The organism is Desulforhopalus sp. IMCC35007 (assembly GCF_005116575.1).
Taxonomy (GTDB): domain Bacteria; phylum Desulfobacterota; class Desulfobulbia; order Desulfobulbales; family Desulfocapsaceae; genus Desulforhopalus_A.
In genome coordinates this window covers 102,853-120,807 of the sequence record NZ_SWCN01000007.1, presented here as the reverse complement: position 1 = coordinate 120,807, position 17,955 = coordinate 102,853, and the positions used below count along the sequence as shown (strand labels likewise).

At 44.8% G+C, this 17,955-nt stretch carries 13 protein-coding genes; 3 read left to right on the top strand and 10 right to left on the bottom strand.

Annotation, left to right across the window (positions count from 1 at the left end):
- Nucleotides 1–30: 30 nt before the first annotated feature.
- From FCL48_RS09400 to FCL48_RS09355, 10 genes are all read right to left on the bottom strand, one after another.
- Nucleotides 31–999 (bottom strand): universal stress protein, encoded by a 969-nt coding sequence (locus FCL48_RS09400; protein ID WP_136872014.1) that lies wholly within the window; start codon nucleotides 997–999, stop codon nucleotides 31–33.
- A 57-nt stretch (nucleotides 1,000–1,056) separates the two neighbouring features.
- Nucleotides 1,057–1,629 carry a DUF2179 domain-containing protein gene (locus FCL48_RS09395; protein WP_136872013.1) on the bottom strand — a complete coding sequence of 191 codons (573 nt, stop codon included), beginning with the start codon at nucleotides 1,627–1,629 and terminating at the stop codon, nucleotides 1,057–1,059.
- 71 nt (nucleotides 1,630–1,700) lie between these two features.
- Complete coding sequence (locus FCL48_RS09390; protein WP_136872012.1) at nucleotides 1,701–2,777, bottom strand: rod shape-determining protein; 1,077 nt, start codon at nucleotides 2,775–2,777, stop codon at nucleotides 1,701–1,703.
- Between the two features lie 15 nt (nucleotides 2,778–2,792).
- Entirely contained in the window at nucleotides 2,793–5,318 is a 2,526-nt protein-coding gene (locus FCL48_RS09385) for an NAD(P)(+) transhydrogenase (Re/Si-specific) subunit beta (protein ID WP_136872011.1), read from the bottom strand.
- Nucleotides 5,319–5,343: 25 nt separating this feature from the next.
- On the bottom strand, nucleotides 5,344–5,634 hold the full coding sequence (locus FCL48_RS09380) for an NAD(P) transhydrogenase subunit alpha (protein ID WP_169309158.1): 291 nt from the start codon (nucleotides 5,632–5,634) through the stop codon (nucleotides 5,344–5,346).
- A 121-nt stretch (nucleotides 5,635–5,755) separates the two neighbouring features.
- Nucleotides 5,756–6,910: an NAD(P) transhydrogenase subunit alpha gene (locus FCL48_RS09375; protein ID WP_136872010.1), complete on the bottom strand. Its 1,155-nt coding sequence runs from the start codon at nucleotides 6,908–6,910 to the stop codon at nucleotides 5,756–5,758.
- Between the two features lie 87 nt (nucleotides 6,911–6,997).
- Nucleotides 6,998–7,429, bottom strand: coding sequence for a hypothetical protein (locus FCL48_RS09370; RefSeq protein WP_136872009.1), 432 nt, complete (start codon nucleotides 7,427–7,429; stop codon nucleotides 6,998–7,000).
- Nucleotides 7,430–7,719: 290 nt separating this feature from the next.
- Nucleotides 7,720–9,543 (bottom strand): sigma-54-dependent Fis family transcriptional regulator, encoded by a 1,824-nt coding sequence (locus tag FCL48_RS09365; protein ID WP_136872008.1) that lies wholly within the window; start codon nucleotides 9,541–9,543, stop codon nucleotides 7,720–7,722.
- A 203-nt stretch (nucleotides 9,544–9,746) separates the two neighbouring features.
- Nucleotides 9,747–12,071: a response regulator gene (locus FCL48_RS09360; RefSeq protein WP_136872007.1), complete on the bottom strand. Its 2,325-nt coding sequence runs from the start codon at nucleotides 12,069–12,071 to the stop codon at nucleotides 9,747–9,749.
- Between the two features lie 61 nt (nucleotides 12,072–12,132).
- A complete protein-coding gene (locus FCL48_RS09355; RefSeq protein WP_136872006.1) occupies nucleotides 12,133–12,978 on the bottom strand; it encodes a hypothetical protein in 846 nt (281 codons plus the stop codon).
- A 713-nt stretch (nucleotides 12,979–13,691) separates the two neighbouring features.
- On the opposite strand from FCL48_RS09355, the gene FCL48_RS09350 reads away from it, so the two are divergent.
- From FCL48_RS09350 to FCL48_RS09340, 3 genes are all read left to right on the top strand, one after another.
- On the top strand, nucleotides 13,692–14,300 hold the full coding sequence (locus FCL48_RS09350) for a hypothetical protein (protein WP_136872005.1): 609 nt from the start codon (nucleotides 13,692–13,694) through the stop codon (nucleotides 14,298–14,300).
- A gap of 424 nt (nucleotides 14,301–14,724) precedes the next feature.
- Nucleotides 14,725–15,756: a cyclic nucleotide-binding domain-containing protein gene (locus FCL48_RS09345; RefSeq protein WP_136872004.1), complete on the top strand. Its 1,032-nt coding sequence runs from the start codon at nucleotides 14,725–14,727 to the stop codon at nucleotides 15,754–15,756.
- Nucleotides 15,757–16,526: 770 nt separating this feature from the next.
- Nucleotides 16,527–17,912: an SLC13 family permease gene (locus FCL48_RS09340; protein WP_136872003.1), complete on the top strand. Its 1,386-nt coding sequence runs from the start codon at nucleotides 16,527–16,529 to the stop codon at nucleotides 17,910–17,912.
- Nucleotides 17,913–17,955: the final 43 nt, after the last annotated feature.

The window sequence follows — 17,955 nt, the reverse complement described above, 5'->3', positions numbered from 1 at the left end:
AACAGTCCCGCAGGGACAAGAGTAATGCAATCACCTCTGAACTTCCGTCGTAAACCCCGGGGGTTTTATGGCCAGAACGGAACAGGACAGTTCATCGAGGAGAACTTCGGCGGTGTTACCGAAGATCAGGCCGATGAAACCTTTTCGGGCGACGGTTCCCAAGATTACAAGGTCGGCATCAACGTCCGTTGCAAACGATGTGATTTTTTTCTTGGCTTCCCCCTGGAGAAGGTGAAGGCGGGGGGAGAGCGCAGTATAAGCATTTTCGCCGATCTCCTGTCGTAATTCCTCCGTCAGCATGGAAAGACCTCGTTTGTGCTGTGTATAGGCCAAATCAGCATAACCGACCAGGTTTTCAGATGTTGCACCACTTCGTGAGCGCATGGTTGCCTCGGCAAAGGCCTCCCATACATGCACGAGATGTAAATTAGCCTTGTTGGAGAGGGCCAGGGACCCAGCCAGGGTAAGAATTTTACGGTTTAAGGCTTGCTCGGTATTAGAAGGGTGCAGTGGATCGAAATCGACTGCGGCCACGATATTGTGGTAATTCGATTTTTCAGATGACTTCATCAACCATGTTGGACAGGGGCATTCCCGCAGCAGATCCAAATCCTCATTGCCGAACAGCATGTGCGTCCATGATGGATTTTCAGCGGGCTTGATAACCAGATCGTGTCCATTTTTTATCACTGCGCGAACCACTTCAATATGGGTTCTGCCAATCAATACATCAACCCGGATGTCAAGACGTTGGGTGTAAGGCCGAAGCATGGTTTCCAGCGTGTTGCGGTGGTCAGCCACGACAAAAGCCTGCAGTTCGGTGGAAACCGGTCCTCCTGGTGGTAAAGCCATATCCGCCTGTACGACTTCGATCGGAATCACGTCTACGACCGTTAAGGTCGCCTGATTCTTTTCCGCCACAGAGACTGCACGCGCAAGAGTTGCGACTTGCTCTACATTTGATTCATTGACGTAGAGTATATTCTTGAAAGGTTGCATGATCACTTCACCTCCTCGTTAATCAATTCACTGTTCATGTTGTTTCTGCTTGGACGACTATTTATTTTTTTGCCGGGATCGCCAACCGCCACGTGGTGAAAAAGTAGGCCTGAGTATTCTGCTCATGTCCCTGGCCGGTTCGATGACGTAGAAGATCTTTTCGTCAAACTCGGTAATCATAGGTAGCAACCATTTGAGGTGTCGCCGCCCACAGGCAATATACAGTTCCAGAACCGGGCCGTTCATGCCTTCTCCCTGAAATATAGTCACCGGCTGTCCCATTTTGCGAATTTTATCAGCGATTACCTGTCCATTGTTGGCAACAAAGACTTTGAGGATGATCTTGCCGAAGGCAAGTTTGTTTTCAACCAGAATTCCTGTAACATTCCCACAGGCATATCCCAGGGAATAGAACATAACCAGAATAGGTGACTGATCGATCTGTTTAATTATAGTGCTGATGGCTGTTATCCAGATAGTTACTTCGATTACGGCCAACAAAAATGCTACGCCAGCTCGTCCTTGAACTGTAACAATTGTTCGAACAGTGCCTAGAGAGACATCGACAACACGGGCCGAGAAAATAAAGAGCCCGGTCAGCAGAATTTGTGAATCAAAGAAAGAGAGCATAATGTGGACCTCAGACAGTCGATAGAAGAAGAATTAAAGTTAGTTTTTTTCAAGAACGATACTGCCTATTTCTAACGAAAAGCAGTCAACTTCGGCCAGGTAAAATTTTCCCAACCATCTTCCTTACCAATCCAATAGTTCAATGATAGTCGTGCACCATTTATGACTGCATGCAACGGATCAAGTGCAACTCTAACTTTGATGTTGGTTCTCCTTGCTATCAGGCTATCCATTCCTGCGATACAAGCTCCACCGCCTGTCAAAGTAATTCCTGATTCCAAGATTTCAGAATAGATTTTATCCGGTAGTTTTTTTAAAAAATTAACAATAATAACAGTAATTTTCATCAGTACCGGTTCTAGTGCATTGATAACATCTTTCCTGTTGAGGCAACAATGAACTCTCTTTCCCTGGACTGCATCAATACCGCTAACATCAAATATTCCGACATTGGATTCCTGTTCATTTTGCATGGATGAGATTACATGGGTCAATTTTTCAATAGAAGCATTCTCCAGTTGCACCCTGTGTCTTGCAAGGATTGTGGAGCGCACCGATCTGTGAAGATCACTGCACGCTAAATGAACTGTTGCATGATATAGGATGCGTCCTCCCCGAAACACCGCCATTTCAGTTACTCCATCACCAATATCTAAAAGCATTTGCGCCTGGGGAAGAGCAAGGTCGAGTCCGGCTCCTATAGCAGCAGCCCGGCTTTCTGGAATTATTGCCACATGCGATGTCCCGGCATTCATAAGTGCTTTGCGAAGGAGGTCCCGCTCCTTCTCTGTAGTGCCTATGGGAGCGGTGGCCAGGGCCATTGGTGAAAGAAGAGATTTTCTATTCTTATTCACTAATTTTTTCAGCAATATCGTAGCATTTTTCAAATCAACAATTACACCACGACGAAGTGGCTTGGTTGAAATTTTATTATTGATATACTGAAAATACTCATTTGAAACAGGTGTTGTTTTTCTTACAACGAGGTTTATTGAAGAGGGATTGTCTGTCGTCTCCCCGTTAAGTGAACTATAAATACGAGTATTAGCGGTACCAAGGTCCACAGCAATATTGGGGCGCGACATAAAATGTAATAATTCTGTCAACATAACATTCATCGCTGCTCCGTTGTTGATGTGATGACCCATTTTCGTTCCCAAAACTCAAACATCGACATTTTGTAATGCTGCGTGCAGGTTGTTTATGGTTTCTCTGGCATCACCAGTAAGTAGTATCGTTTTACTGTTGCTATACAGTGGATTAGGGACACCAGAGTAACCGGGATTTGTATCAAAGTTGCAGACAATAATATGTTTGGCGTCCTGGGCCAGCAGGATCGGCATACCGGAAATGGGGGTTCCTTCACTTTCAATGGCTGCGGGGTTGACGACATCACAGGCCCCGACAACCATTGCAACATCAGTTTCTGCAAAGAGCGGATTAACATCTTCCATCTCAAGCAGGTTTTCATATTCAACATCCGCCTCGGCCAGCAGAACGTTCATGTGGCCTGGCATCCGTCCAGCCACAGGGTGGATGGCGTATTTGACACTCACGCCGCGCTGTTCGAGTAGGGAAACCATCTCAACCAGTTTCAACTGGGCTTTGGCCAGTGCCATGCCATAGCCGGGAATGATTACCACACTTTTTGCGGTAGCTAAAACCCGAACTGCTTCAGAAATAGTATCGACTACTACTGGATTGGCAGGGATGGCAGATACTTCAGAGGCTGTCTCGGTGATAAGCGCCTTGCGAAGTTCCTGGACTGTTTTTTTTGCATCCCCCTCGAGCAGTACAGTGTTGTCCTGATCATAGAGTGAGTTCTCCACGCCAGAGTATCCGGGTTTGCGGTCAAAGTTACAGCAGATAACATTTTTAGCCTTATGCACCATGAGAATGGGCATTCCAGAGATCGGTGTCCCTTCAACCTCTATTGCTGAAGGGTTGACAACATCACAGGCACCGACGACCAGCACCAGGTCAGTGGCCTCAAACTCTTGGTTGATGGCGTCCATCTCCACGAGCATATCATAATCAACACCGGCTTCTGCAAGCAGTACGTTCATATGCCCTGGCATCCGACCTGCTACCGGATGGATAGCGTATTTTACGTCTGCGCCCATATTAGTGAGATCTTCTGCCAGATTAGCTACGTCTTCCTGTGCCTTGGCCAGAGCCATACCGTAGCCGGGCACGATGATCACCCGTTTGGAGGCTTTCAGCATGTTGCCAGCCTTTGTATAACCCGATTCAGAAGCAGGTTTACCGATATCAGACGCACCTGCTGGTTCACCGGTCAGAGAATTCAGAAGAATCTGCACCGTCTTTTTGGCATCACCCTCGAGCAAGATGCAGTTGTCCTGGTCATAGAGCGAGTTTTCCACTCCGGAGTATCCAGGTTTACGATCAAAGTTGCAGCAGATCACTTTTTTTGCTTCATGGGCCTTGAGAATCGGCATGCCCGAAATGGGAGTTCCCTCGACTTTGATGGCAGCCGGATTCACCACGTCACAGGAACCGACGACCAATACCAGATCAGTGGCATGAAATTCTGGATTGATGGCCTCCATTTCAACCAGCATGTCATAATCAACCCCAGCTTCAGCCAGTAACACGTTCATGTGGCCTGGCATCCGGCCGGCTACGGGATGGATGGCGTATTTTACATCTTTGCCCAGGGCTATGAGTTCATTTGCCAGGGTTGCAACCTCAGTCCCAGCTTTGGCAAGCGCCATGCCGTAACCCGGAACAATGATGATTCTTTGAGCTTCTTTTATGGCGCGGCTTGCAGCGGCCTGGTCGTTTTCCACTGCAGGTGCACCAGCTGGCGCAGGTTGTACAGGGACAGCACTGTCTCTTACTGAAGTTTGTAACCCGGCTTTTTTCGGTTTATAATCAGGGAAAATTACCTTGCCAAGCTTGCGGTTCATCGCTTTACACATGACATAGGTGAGTATCGAACCGGATGCAGCAACGGTTGCGCCAAAGGCGATCAACAGTTGGTTTTCAATGATCATACCGCAGAGGGACGCTGCCACACCAGCTGTAGCATTGAGTGATGAAATAAGCACAGGCATATCGGCACCGCCGATACGCATCGCCACAAGTATACCAAAGCAGGCGCCGAGAAGTATCTCGAATACAAATAGAACGAGAGCAAAACCATGTGGTACCATTAGCGAGAGAGCCCCAACCACAACGATGGCAACAAGATTGATGATCACGTAAAGATTATGCTTGTCCAGAACCTGGGGGGCCTGTCGCATTTTACCAGCAAGCTTAGCGCTGGCGATCATACTGCCGCTAAACGTCAGTGAGCCAATAGCAAGGCCAAGAACTCCAGAGATTTCACTAATCAGGCTTAAGTCAATGGTTGTACGGCTTAACTCTACTAAGGCAACGAGAAAGGCGGCGACACCACCACACCCATGTTGAAAAGCCACCATGGCTGGAACCTGGATCATAGTGACCACCCTGGCGAGAGCATAGCCTGCCAGTGAACCCACTATGAGCGATATGACAACAGTGCCGAGATCCATAATGCCATTACGGTAGAGGATGAGGACGAAGGCCAGGAAAAAGGCAAAAGCAGCTGTCAGATTTCCAACTTTCGCAGTGTGGGGTAAGCGAAACTGCCAGATGCCAGCAATGAGAATTGCGATTACGGTGAAGTCAATGAACATATTCATGTCAGTGGGTTCCTCAGTTATTTCTTCAGGCTTGTTTCTTTTTGCCTTTGAACATCTTCAGCATCTTATGAGTGATTGCAAAACCGCCGACCACATTAAAGGTTGCGGTAATGATAGCGATAGAGCCGAAAATTTTTTCAACAGGTGTTGTCGGCACAGCGAACAGGATGAGCGCCGCCAGAATCGTAATGGCAGAGATCGCATTGGTCATAGACATCAAGGGGGTGTGCAGTAAGGGTGGCACCCTTGAAATCAGCAGGTAGCCGATTGCAAAAGAACAAAAAAACACAACGATCATCAGGATCAGATTCAACATGGTACTCGCTCCGGATTGGAATACAGTGGGTGAGGGCCGCAGTAAATAGAGCCAGCCGACCGATAATTACCCGACCGGCTGTTTTTTACTACCCATCTTCTGGGATTCGGGAGGCGAAGATCTACTCTTTCATCGCCTTCAACATACCTTCATGAAGGATTTTTCTATTATGAGTAACCAGTGAGCCTTTAACGATCTCATCGTTAAGATCAATTTCTTTTTTACCTTTGAACAGGTTCTCGAGATAGTGCACAATATTGTTGGCATATAACCAGCTCGCATGAACTGCCATGCGGCCTGGGATATTATTGATACCGCAAATCTGTACGCCGTGTTTTTCAATCCAGACACCGGCCTCAGTCACTTCACAGTTACCACCCTGGTCGATGGACACGTCGATTATGATGGAACCGGGCTTCATTTCAGCCAGCATCTCATCGGTAATAAGCACCGGTGCTATTTCGCCTGGTACCAGCGCACTAAGGATAATTACGTCGGTATCTTTCACGTACTCCCGAATAAGAGCACGCTCTTTGCTCAACCATTGTTCATCGAGTGACTTGGCATAGCCGCCAGCTGCAACGGCCAATTCCTGAGGAATATCAAATTCAATAACCTTGCCGCCAAGGCTGTCTCCCTCAACAGAGGCGTTTTTGCGGATATCCAGAGCCTTAACAACACCACCAAGGCGTTTGGCAGTGGCGATTGCCTGAAGACCAACCACGCCGATACCGATGACCAGAAAGTTTGCAGGCTTGATTGTACCGATGGCAGTGCCGACCATAGGAATAAACTTGGGCATCTGGTTGGCAGCCATGATTACTGATTTATACCCGGTGAGAGCACTCATTGATGACAGTGCGTCCATTCTCTGGGCACGGGATATTCGTGGAATACCATCCATGGTCAGTGAAGTGATGTTTTTGCGTTGCAGATCTTTTACCATCTGATGGTTACCCGGAGCGGCGGGATGGAGGAAGGTGATCAGAATACTGTCGTTGCGCAGCATTTCCACTTCGTGCTTGTTCGTTTTTTTGTTGAACTTGGGCTCCTTAACCTTCAGAACGATATCCGCTTCACCCAGCATTTTTTCAACATCGGTGCTCATGGTAGCCCCAGCATCTTTATACTCTTGATCAGAGATGAAGATACCTTCACCGGCACCGGCTTCGACAGCAACGGTATAACCCAGAGCAATATATTTTTTGACGGTGTCCGGTGTCGCTGCTACTCTTTTTTCTTCAGCCATGATTTCTCTGGGGATTACAATCAACATTATTTACCTCACACAAGAGTAATTTAGAGATTTGGTTTGTTAGCGATTCTTTGCGCTTTGCATAAACATGGTCAGTCAAAAACAGTATTAAACAACACAGAATTTTTCGCGTCCTACGGAGTATAGTTTTTTCAGTGCCTGCTCGAAAATAGGGGGCTGCGGGGTAGAAGACAATACTTTTACTACGTTCAATATATCTGTCTCTGTTGCAGCATAAAATCTTCCGGAGCTGTTCTTCATTAATTCCGCCATGGTTTGACAGGCAAGAATTCTTACGTCATAGTAGAGTCTTTCATCTTCGATAATATTGAGGATCTGGCGAACCATCGGATCTTCAGGTGTATTGATCTTTCCGATCCTGAGCAGTGCTTCTTCACGAAGTCTCCAGTTGTCACGGTAACGAAGTATCCGTGTCAAACCAGATTGACAATCACTCAAGTTACCTTCGTCCGCTAATTGACATATTTTTTCGAGTGCTGGGCCCCAGTCTCTTAGGTTTCCAAAAGGGTCAGGTTGCATTTTTTTTCTCCTTGTTATGGACGTATTGATCGCCGCTCTATTTGTATCAATGAAGTGAACCATACGAGAATTCACATCCTTCTGGTCACTGATATCGCAAGGATGATGCCAAAATCTACAAAACACATATAGTGTTGATATTATTATGTAAATCTTTAAATAGAAAAACAACCAAGGAAGAAAAAAGGGCGAATCCGCCCGGCGCCACACAAGAGAACACATCTAAATATTTGGAATCTTGTGGTATAATGTAATTGGGCAATATCGCCCAAAGTGGGCGATATTGGTATTTAAGGCAGAATGTTTTTTCGGGAGAGAGCTCTTCGGGAAATACCAAGGAGGTTGGCAGCCTTGGTTCGGTTGCCATTTGTAAGTTGCAACGCTTGACCGATAAGGGATTCTTCAAGTTGTCGCACAGCCTGGGGAAGGTTCAACTGTGCTTCCATCGAGATTGTGTTTACTGTCCTGTCCGGTGAAATAAACTCGAGTCGTCCAAGAGCCAGGTAACGCTGCAGGACATTCCGCAATTCACGTACATTACCAGGCCAATCGTACTCCATGAAGACATCCATAACATGTCCCGGAATTGTAGTTAAACTCGATGATGGAGACATCTTTTGGACAAAATGGTCAACCAACAGAGAGATATCTTGTTTTCGCTGGCGCAGAGGCGGCAATCGTATTTGTATAATCTGCAGCCGATAGAAAAAGTCGTTGCGCATCTGTCCATTGGTTACTTTTTCACTTAAAGAAACATTGGAGGCTGATATAATTCGGAAATCTGAATCGATTGTTTCAGTACCACCTACAGGTCGATATCCTCCGCCTTCAATGGCTCTGAGTAGTTTAGCCTGCATATTGACGGTAAGTTCGCTCACTTCATCAAGGAAAAGAGTGCCTTTATTGGCCATATCTAAATAGCCAGCAGAGTCTGCATGGGCACTTGAAAAAGAGCCTTTGCGATGGCCAAAAAACTCTCGCTCAAAGATGGATTCTTGAATTGCACCACAGTTAACTGCGACAAAGCGGTTGTTTTTTCTTGGGCTGTATTCGTGAATGGCTTGAGCAACTAACTCTTTACCAGAGCCAGATTCACCGAAAATTGCAACGCTGGCATCAGTTACAGCTGCCTTCATTATCAGTTCGTAGACTTCTTGCATAACCGGAGATCGACCGAGAATGTTGCCAAACCGATAACGTTCATTCAAGGAAGCACGCAATACCTGGTTTTCGTCGTGGAGTTGGTCAGCCATACTCTGCGCCGCAACCTGCTGCTCTTTGATTTCCGTGACATCTTTAAAAGTAGACAGAAGTGCCGGTTGTCCTCTGAAGGTGATCGGAGTGTGGCAGACTTGTATCCAAATAGATTTTCCAGGACGGGAAAAACAATGTACATTGTCGGCCTTATTTTTGCTGTAGTTGTCGGTATATCCCTGGTACATTTGCTTGATTTCTTCGACCTCACCCGCACCGGGACGAAGGAGCTTGTTGTCGATAACAGCCTTTGGTGACGATATATTGAACATTTCACAAAATGCAGGGTTCACATAGCAAAATCGTGCATTTTGAGCCAACACTACGCCGTCGGTAACCTGTTCCGTCAGGACCCGATATCGCTCTTCACTCTCCTTCAACGCTTCTTCGGAAAGTTTCCGCCACAAAACTTTGCTTAAACGTTCGCTGATAGCTTGCAATAGGTGGGATTCTTCCTCAAGAAACAAGCCACTGTTTCCGGTTGAGGTTGACTGGGTATAAAAAACATCCAGGTCCCCTACATGGCGATCATTGAGCATGATCTTGGTATTTCGGCACCATTGGGTCCGTTTAAATTTAGCAGAGACATACTCATGACCATCCAGCTTGATACAGGAGCAGGCCAGTTCTGGATACTGCAAAGCGGCAGGGATAAGTTCTACTGCGCGAGAAAGAATCCAGTCCAGAGTTCCGTCCTGATTCTCAAGAAGGCTTGAGATACTGTAGAGACAATTCAGTTCTTTAATTCTTTCAGTGAGAGCATTAGGAGCAGCATAGATGGGTGGAAGTTTGCAGAATTCACCGCAGATTATTTTATTGTCACTCGTATTAGCGGGTTTTGTGGCATCTGTAGGCTTCATGTATTTTCCCCACCCAGAAATAAAATCTTTACTACAAAAACAAGTATATTAAGTCGTTACTGTCTTACCCTTAATGGGATAAACAATTTATGATTCTACAGGGTTTGATAATAAATTACAGCTCATAAGCTGATGAATGTCGGGTTGCTTGATCCACTGATCTGGCAGTTGTGGGTATTCCGTTGATGATAGTGCTACCTTTATCACTTCTTACCTTCCAGCACGTTCCTGATAAGAACAGCAAGATCTTTTTTAGCCAGAGGCTTCATTGCAAAACCCATTATCCCGGAAGTTCTGGCCTTTTCTTCTGAAATCAAATTACTGAAACCTGTACAGAGAATAATCGGCAGTCCCGGTCGTATTTGCAGCACACGTCGTGCCAGTTCAATTCCAGTCATACCAGGCATTGTCTGATCGGTGATGACCAGATCGAATTCGTCCGGCTGCTTTTGTAAGATTGTGAGTGCATCGACACTGCGTGTAGTACTGGTTACCCTATAGCCGAGTCGCTCCAGCATGGTCTTGCCCATTTCAGCGAGCATCTCTTCATCGTCAACAAAGAGAATACGTTCATTTTTTCCTGGCGGGGTGGAGATCAAAGGTTTTTTTTCGGTTTCCAATGTTCCCTCCTGATCATGGAGAGGAAGATATACATGAAAAATTGTTCCTTCACCCAGTGTACTTTGACAAGAAACAAACCCGCCAGATTTCTTGGCTATGCCATGGATAATTGCAAGGCCCATCCCTGTCCCTTTACCCACCTCTTTTGTGGTGAAGAAAGGATCGAAAATTTTATTCATAATTGTCGGAGAGATTCCAGGGCCAGTGTCACCAACAGAGAGCTCTACAAAAAGACCAGGCTGCACATCCTGTTCATGGACTACGTCAGCAGATGTAAGCTTTTTGTTTTTCAGGGATATGCTCAGGGTGCCACCGGTCTCTTCCATGGCGTGAAAGGCATTCGTGCAGAGATTGGTCAGTATCTGATGGATTTGGCTGGGATCGGCCAGAACCTGTCCCAGGTCCGGATCAATGTTTTGCTGGATGTCAATGGTCGCAGGGAACGAGGCACGAAGCATTTTTATTGCTTCTTTTATAATTAAAGCTGGTTGCAGAATCCTCTCTTCGGTCTCTGCTTGGCGGCTAAAGGAAAGTATTTGCTTAACCAGTTCTTTTGCCCTGTGGCTTGCCTCGACGACCTGATCAATATCGTGCCTCATGGTTGATCCTGGTGGGCAATTTTCCTGGACCATTTCTGAAAAACCAAGGATCGCTCCGAGTATATTGTTGAAGTCATGGGCAATTCCACCGGCAAGAGTTCCTAGTGCTTCCATTTTTTGTGATTGGATCAACTGGAGCTGCAGGTTTTTCCTGTCTTCTTCGACCTGTTTTCTGTCCATAGCTTTCCAGACGGCATCCATCAACAAAGAGACCTGAAGTACATCAGTTTCATCATAGTCGGTTTCTTTATTCGCCAAGCCAACCACGCTGACAATGCGATTACCTTTGAAAATCGGGATTGTTACGAGCTTTGAAAAGTGAACAGATCTTTCATGTGAGCCATTTCCCAAGGGGCAGAGGGCCTGGAAATCGTTAAAGATCAGAGTTCGATGCTGCCGAACAGTTTCTCCCCAGACACCAGTCTTTTCCAGTTCATAACAGGTCTGCGGGTCGGTGGCGGCGATGGCAGGCAAGACTTCATCAGACCATGAATTCAAAATAAGTTTTTTGCTCTTTTCATCGTAGTGATAAATAAAACCGATCTTGCTTCCAGTTAACTCGATGATCCGTTCCAGGGTATAATCGAGGAGATCCTGAATCGTTTCGGATGAATGCTGGAGAATATCAACCAGTTTCGCCAATCGTAATTCACTTTGTTTATTTGCCTCTTCAGCTTGTTTCTTATCGGTGATGTTTTGGTGAGTCCCCATCATTACAAGGGGTTTTTTACCGTCTGTCCAGGAAACTACCTTGCCTCGAGCGAGCACCCATTTCCAACTGTCGTCCTTATGTTTCATCCTCAATTCGAGTTGGTAGTGATCAAGTTGACCTTGAAAATGCGCTTTAAGCATGTCACGGCTTGCTTTTAGATCATCGGGGTGTACAAATTTTGTCCACATGTCAAAACAGAGAGGGTGCAGCTGCTCCTCCTCATGGGTGTACCCAATAATCTCCCACCATAGATCGTTAACTATGATCTCTCCTGTTTGAACATTCCACTCCCAGGTTCCGACATTGGTACCACTGATAATTCCCGCCAGCCGTTGGCGCTCTTTCTCCACTATTTCCTCGGCGTATCGGCGACGTCTATTTTGGGCCAACAGAGAGATAATCAAACCAGCCTGGATTATAAGCACAATGGTGATGCCGATTACGATAGTCTTATACTGCTGCCAAAAGGATATTGGACGATTGTAAAAGACACTGCTTTCAGGTAACTGTGAAATATTAGCTTTCCAACGCTCAACCTGTTGCCAGTTGAACAGTGGAGTATACGGAATATCAGCTTCCGTGTTGGCCTGGATCAAAGTAATGTCGCCGTTCAGGTAATCGAAGGCGAGTTCTCCAACCCGTTTACCAATCGTCGAACTACTGAGGACACTCCCCCCCCATCAATCCATTAAGTACATGAAGTTCATCCAGACAGAAGACCGGAACATTAGACCGCTGCCCAAGCTCACTTGCGACCTCGGAAGGAACAAACGTTCTGCCGGTTGCATCACGAAAAAAAAGACCGTAGAGGATGATGGTGTTTGGGGGCAGAGACCCGACTTGTTGCAATATTGTTTCGTAAGGTAATCCCTCTTTAAACTCCACATTCAGTTGCGGTTTAACCTTGTTAATCGCTGAGGTTATCTCTTCATTTGTGAGTTCTTTCGAGTTTCCTGGAGCGTTAATCACTACCAGCCGCTGGGTTGCCGGAAACAGTGTAAGAGCATATTGCAAAGTCCCGGCCACGTCTTTACTGGTTTGGATTTTATTGAGCGGGCGAACCGCTCCCTCCAAAGAGTTTTCAGTGGCACGTGGCTTGAACGTAATTACCGGTACACCTGGTAAAAAATCTTTGCCGTCATGTGACAGGGAAGATAAAACACCCTGACTGACAGCAATGATCACTCCGATTTGTTTTTGAGCAAGCTTGTGTTGCAATAGGTTGATGGTATTAATTCGGTAGGTGCTGTCGGAGTTCCTATTAAAATCGAGATATTCGACAAAAATATCATTTATGCTCACCTTCTTGCGTTTGAGCTCATCGACAATGGCAGCAATGGTCATATCCGGTACGGGTAAACCGTACGAATCTTTACATAGAATAAGCACCTGTTTGTCTGACATTGGTGTGGCAATTGCTTTTTCTTGCACAGACAGGAGCACCCCTGTCGGGACCATCAATATGATCCAGAAAAATCCAAGGCAAAAAGATCGTACAGCCATCTGATTCACTCCTTGAGCCCTGAGTTTGTCATCGGGCTACCCGTGGTTTTTAAAATTCCTGATGAGTTATATGCGTTCCTGAATTTCGTGAATCAGCAAAAGTGCTGCCTAACCCATATGACATACAAATTGTATCATCTATTGAAAGTAACTGTCCAGACAGACTTTGCCACCACATTGACACGGTTGGTAAGCGGGATAGAGCACTCCAACAACTATCATTTTTTAATAAATGCGCTGAATTAAGATATTATTGTCGATTTTCGTACAATTACAAGACCATAACGGGGGTATCTCATTGCTCAGCACCGTAGCTTTCAGTTGCGGAACGTCTGTATTGGTTAGAATAACGAGAATTGTTGTTACCAAAGAATATTCTGTTAAGTTTTTCTTCGACAAAAAGGCTGCCTTCCTCAGCTCATCTGCTGTGGTGCTCGCGGTCTGGTTGTGAGCTTCTCGGTTTTTTGGGGATCTGAACAATTGAGGCCCAAGATAGCTTTAAAAAACCGAAAAACATTCATTGTACGCTAGTGGATTGAACGTTTATTTAACTGGAGATAACAGTGGTATAGCTGAGGTCGACGGACATTGTCGATCTATACCTTGAACAGAAAATTTGGATTAAAATTAATCTATACATAATGCTTTTAACAAGAAATTTGCACGAACATGTTTTTGATCATTATTTAGGGGAGGAAGTCCTCATAAATCAGATGGAGCAACTGGAATCATCTGAAGACCTTGATGGGTCTATTGAAATTTATTGGCTTTCTATGTCACGAATAATGGAACTTGCTTTACTCTGTGCTGGTAATTATGCTGACTTTGGCCAGATTCGTGAAGCTGGTGATTTAATGGTAAATCCAAGACATACGGAAGTTCACATCAATGGGATCTGGGAACCCGTGAAGGTGAACAGGTATGAAGGGATGACCGACCAGTTTATCGATTATGCTCCTGCAGGAACAAATGTAGCAGAATGGCTCCGTGATAATACTCATCTCGTACATATTAAAGGTCCTTTGATACCAGATTTGTATGAGATGTTGAAGGGTGCTGATACGCTGTCAGAATTATACCTTTCATCTATAGATTTGAGGATGCAAAAGATTGCCCAAACGATGACATTTGTCAGTTATGGCCAAATGATGGATCCAAATTATCCTTTAAGTGGAGTGCCTCCAGAAGAAAATGACTTTGTCGAAGCAAATCTGTGCAGATATGATAGAAAAATATATGACCAGATAGCTCATGATATTAGTAAGTTGTTAGAAAATATGAATTATCGCAGCAGGTTTCTAAAAGGCAAAATGAGTCTATAAGGTATTGCCTTTCAAAGATATTCTACAACCTCGACCTTCCCACTAAACGACTGGTCATGTTCATTCGTTGTGACCCTGAAGAGTTTTACCGTGCTCTTCCTGTTCTGCAATCATTTCCCCGGGTTCTTCTGATTGGCTCTGTCGCTTACCACTTCCGGCACAACACCTCTATTACCAGCAGGAACAATGTTCCCTGTGTTTTCGCTGTTTACAGGAAATGGAGGCAGCTATTTTTTTCACTGGATACTGATATTTCTTCCTTGACAAAAGGTCTTTTACAGGGTGCTCTTAAATTGGAACGGGAAGAACATCACTCTTGCTGGAACCAGGAGCAGGCGACCAGTCAAATTCATTGGGGAATAGACCTGACAATTTACCACACGCTTTGGCATCATTAGGAATGAATAGAGGAACATTGTAAACAATGAAAAAAGATAAATATCGTGATGCTGTCTTTGTAATCATGGAAGAATGTTCATGTCCAATCTACGACTTAGGAGATGAACTGAAAGTGCAAAATTTCAGTTTGGTGACATCAAGCTATAAGGCGAGTTGCCTCCACCTTACGGCAAAAATTGCCGATATTGTCACAGTAGAGAAAAATCTCAGCGGATCTCCACAAAAGACAGGCGGGCAAAAACTCCAGTTTGACTGTGGTGGCTGCGGTGAAAGCAAGATTTTCTTTGAATATAAAAAGGAAAAAGATTTCGCCACATTACAAATGAAAATGCTGAAAGAAGCACAGGAGCAGCGTAATAGTAAACAACTCAAACAACACTTCGAGGCACTTCGTAAACTCGATATTTTCAAACCTTTAAATGATAGTTCGCTTATTGATTTGGCGCTGTTACTTGAGTTTAAAACAATACCACAGAACAAGATAATAGTGAAAAAGGGCTCACCAGGCAATCAGTTATATATCATCCTCAAAGGCAAGGTAGCCGTCACAAACAGTAATAATTCAAAGATAGCTGAGCTGAAAGAGGGTGAGATCTTCGGGGAGATGAGCCTTCTCTCCGGTGAACCGGTATCAAGCTCTATCCACACGATTGAAGAAACCCAGGTGGCGACACTGAGTGTGAAGCATTTTCGGAATATCCTGAAAGGCTACCATATCTTGCAGTTCTTTCTTTTGAAACTGCTCGTCGACAGGTCCCAAACAGCAGCATTAAGAACCGGAAATATCACCTCAGGCATGACTGGCAATTTAGCTGACATTAACACTGCAGATCTTTTTCAAGCCATTAATTTGGCCAGGAAAACTGGCACAGTTCAGCTCTCCCTTCAGGATGGAAAGGCTGTAGTCTTTTTTCGAGAGGGTGATATCGTCTATGCCCGATACGCAAAGTATCGTCAAAAAGAAGCGGTATCTGCACTGCTGAATACAAAAAACGGTCATTTCGGGTACACAAGAGGAATCCCAAAAGAACTGGAGAAGGCTCTGCCAATTGGTTGAAGTGACAACCAGTTCCAAACAAAGAACAGAAATCTATAGAAGAGATGACACAAGAGAAAAGCCACCTCTGCCTCAATTTTTACAACACAGCAATGACTTAAGGCCACCTTAAATAAAATGTTGAGAGTAACAAAAAAATCGATAGGCAAAACCAAAAGCTCATTAGATATTTTTCACAGATATGACCGCTCCAAATAATGCCCCTTCCTCCTCCCTCTTTTTGTAAATGGCCAGCAAAAAAATACAAGTAACTATTCCCCGGCAAAGCTGGGAGCTTTAAAGTATGAACCGCTCAAAGCGTCATTCTAAAAAGATTCACTGACCACCGTTCACGGGTCACCTACTTAAATTTAAAAGTGCACCGCTATAAAAGGTAAACGCAATTTGTCAGAACACCTTTCCCGTACTGCCTTAATAGGTCGAAGTGACAATTAACACATGCTCTTGAGTTGCAAGAACCAGAAATCTGAGGAGCACCTTAAGTTTTCAATTCGGGTTTTAGTAAAGACATTCTGAGTTTCTTTAGTATTTCCTCCAAGATTAGCATTGCAACCATGTGGTGTAACATATTGATATCAAATACGATGTTGACTTGTGTGCTCTGTTGAGAAACGAACCTGCCACGCTGGATATTTCCCATCCTCAACAATCTGAATAAAAGATAAATATAGGCAAAAGTTAGTCTATGCAATTTCCATATGAGATTCTGCGAATATAATCACGGTAGTTTTTATACATATTTAAAATAACTTTAACCGTGGGAGATAGGAATGGTTTTTAAAGACAAAACGATGGCCATCAAGTGGGGTCTCAACTTATGTGTCCCGATCTTGATAAAACTAATGGGCCCAGACATGGGATTACCACCCGTCATTGCAACATATTTAGCGATTACTGTATGGGCAATTTTAGGGTGGATTCTTGAAACCTTACCTGAAAATCTGATCGCCATCTTAATGCCGGCGTTTTATGTGGTTTTCGCCGTTGGTCAAGGCAAACAAATCTTTTCCCCATGGGCCTCTGAGATTCCCTGGCTGGTTGCCGGCGGTATGATGATGGGCATGATCATGATGCAGACCGGATTATCGAAACGAATTGCTCTATGGTCAATTCGTATTTCAGGACTTTCATTCGTTAGGGTTATGATTGGATTGATGCTGGCCGGTCTTATTATATCCCCCTTTGTCCCTTCTGTAATGGGCAAGGCTGCCATTGTCTCTGTAATCTGCCTGGGTATCTGTGATGCACTCAAACTCAAACCCGGTTCAAGAGAAGGAAGTACCGTATTACTTGTCGGTTTTTTATCCGTTGCCTGTCCAAAGCTGGCCTACCTTACCGGTGGAGGGGACATTGTCATTGCAATGAAACTTGCAGGCGAAGTCGCGGGGACACCTATCAGTTGGATGGAATACTTCATCCATAACTTCCCTCTTGCTATTCTCTACGCGGTTATGTCCTTTGTTCTCGTCATTCTCATATTGCGACCAAAACTATCTGATGACCTGACTGACTATGTGAACAACGAGTATAACGCCCTGGGGGCAGTAAGCATAAATGAGAAAAAAAGCATTTGCATTTTGATTACCCTTCTTCTGCTTATGTTTACTGACAAGATGCATGGAGTACCTGCTGGTTACGTCTTGCTCTTTATGGGAGGGGTATGTTTTCTACCGGGTATCGATCTCCTTGATAAAGAAAAATTGAGTAAAATGAACTTCGGTGTCATTTTCTTTGTTGTGGGATCCATGTGTATCGGTTCGGCCGCACAAGCTGCAGGTATTGATGTCTGGTTTGCCGATCTGATAGCTCCACACCTTCAGGGGTCTCAAACAACCAGCTTAATAGGATTCTATGGAGTCGGTGTAATTGCTAACTTTTTCCTTACCCCACTGGCAGCAGTAGCCGCGCTTACAGGACCCTTTGCTCAGATTGCACAGGCAATAGATATTCCCACTAATGTGGCCACATATTGCCTCATCTTTGGTATTGATCAGTACATTTTCCCCTATGAATACGCAGTGCTTCTTTATTTTTACTCCCAAGGGTACATGAAAATTAAGCATATCATCCTCACTCTTGGGGCACGGGCAATTTTAACTGTTCTATTTTTATTCGCCATAGCGATTCCATATTGGAAAGTAATAGGAATTTTATAAATAGCTCCTCTCAGGAAGCAGGAAAAATCATTCTATTTAAGAG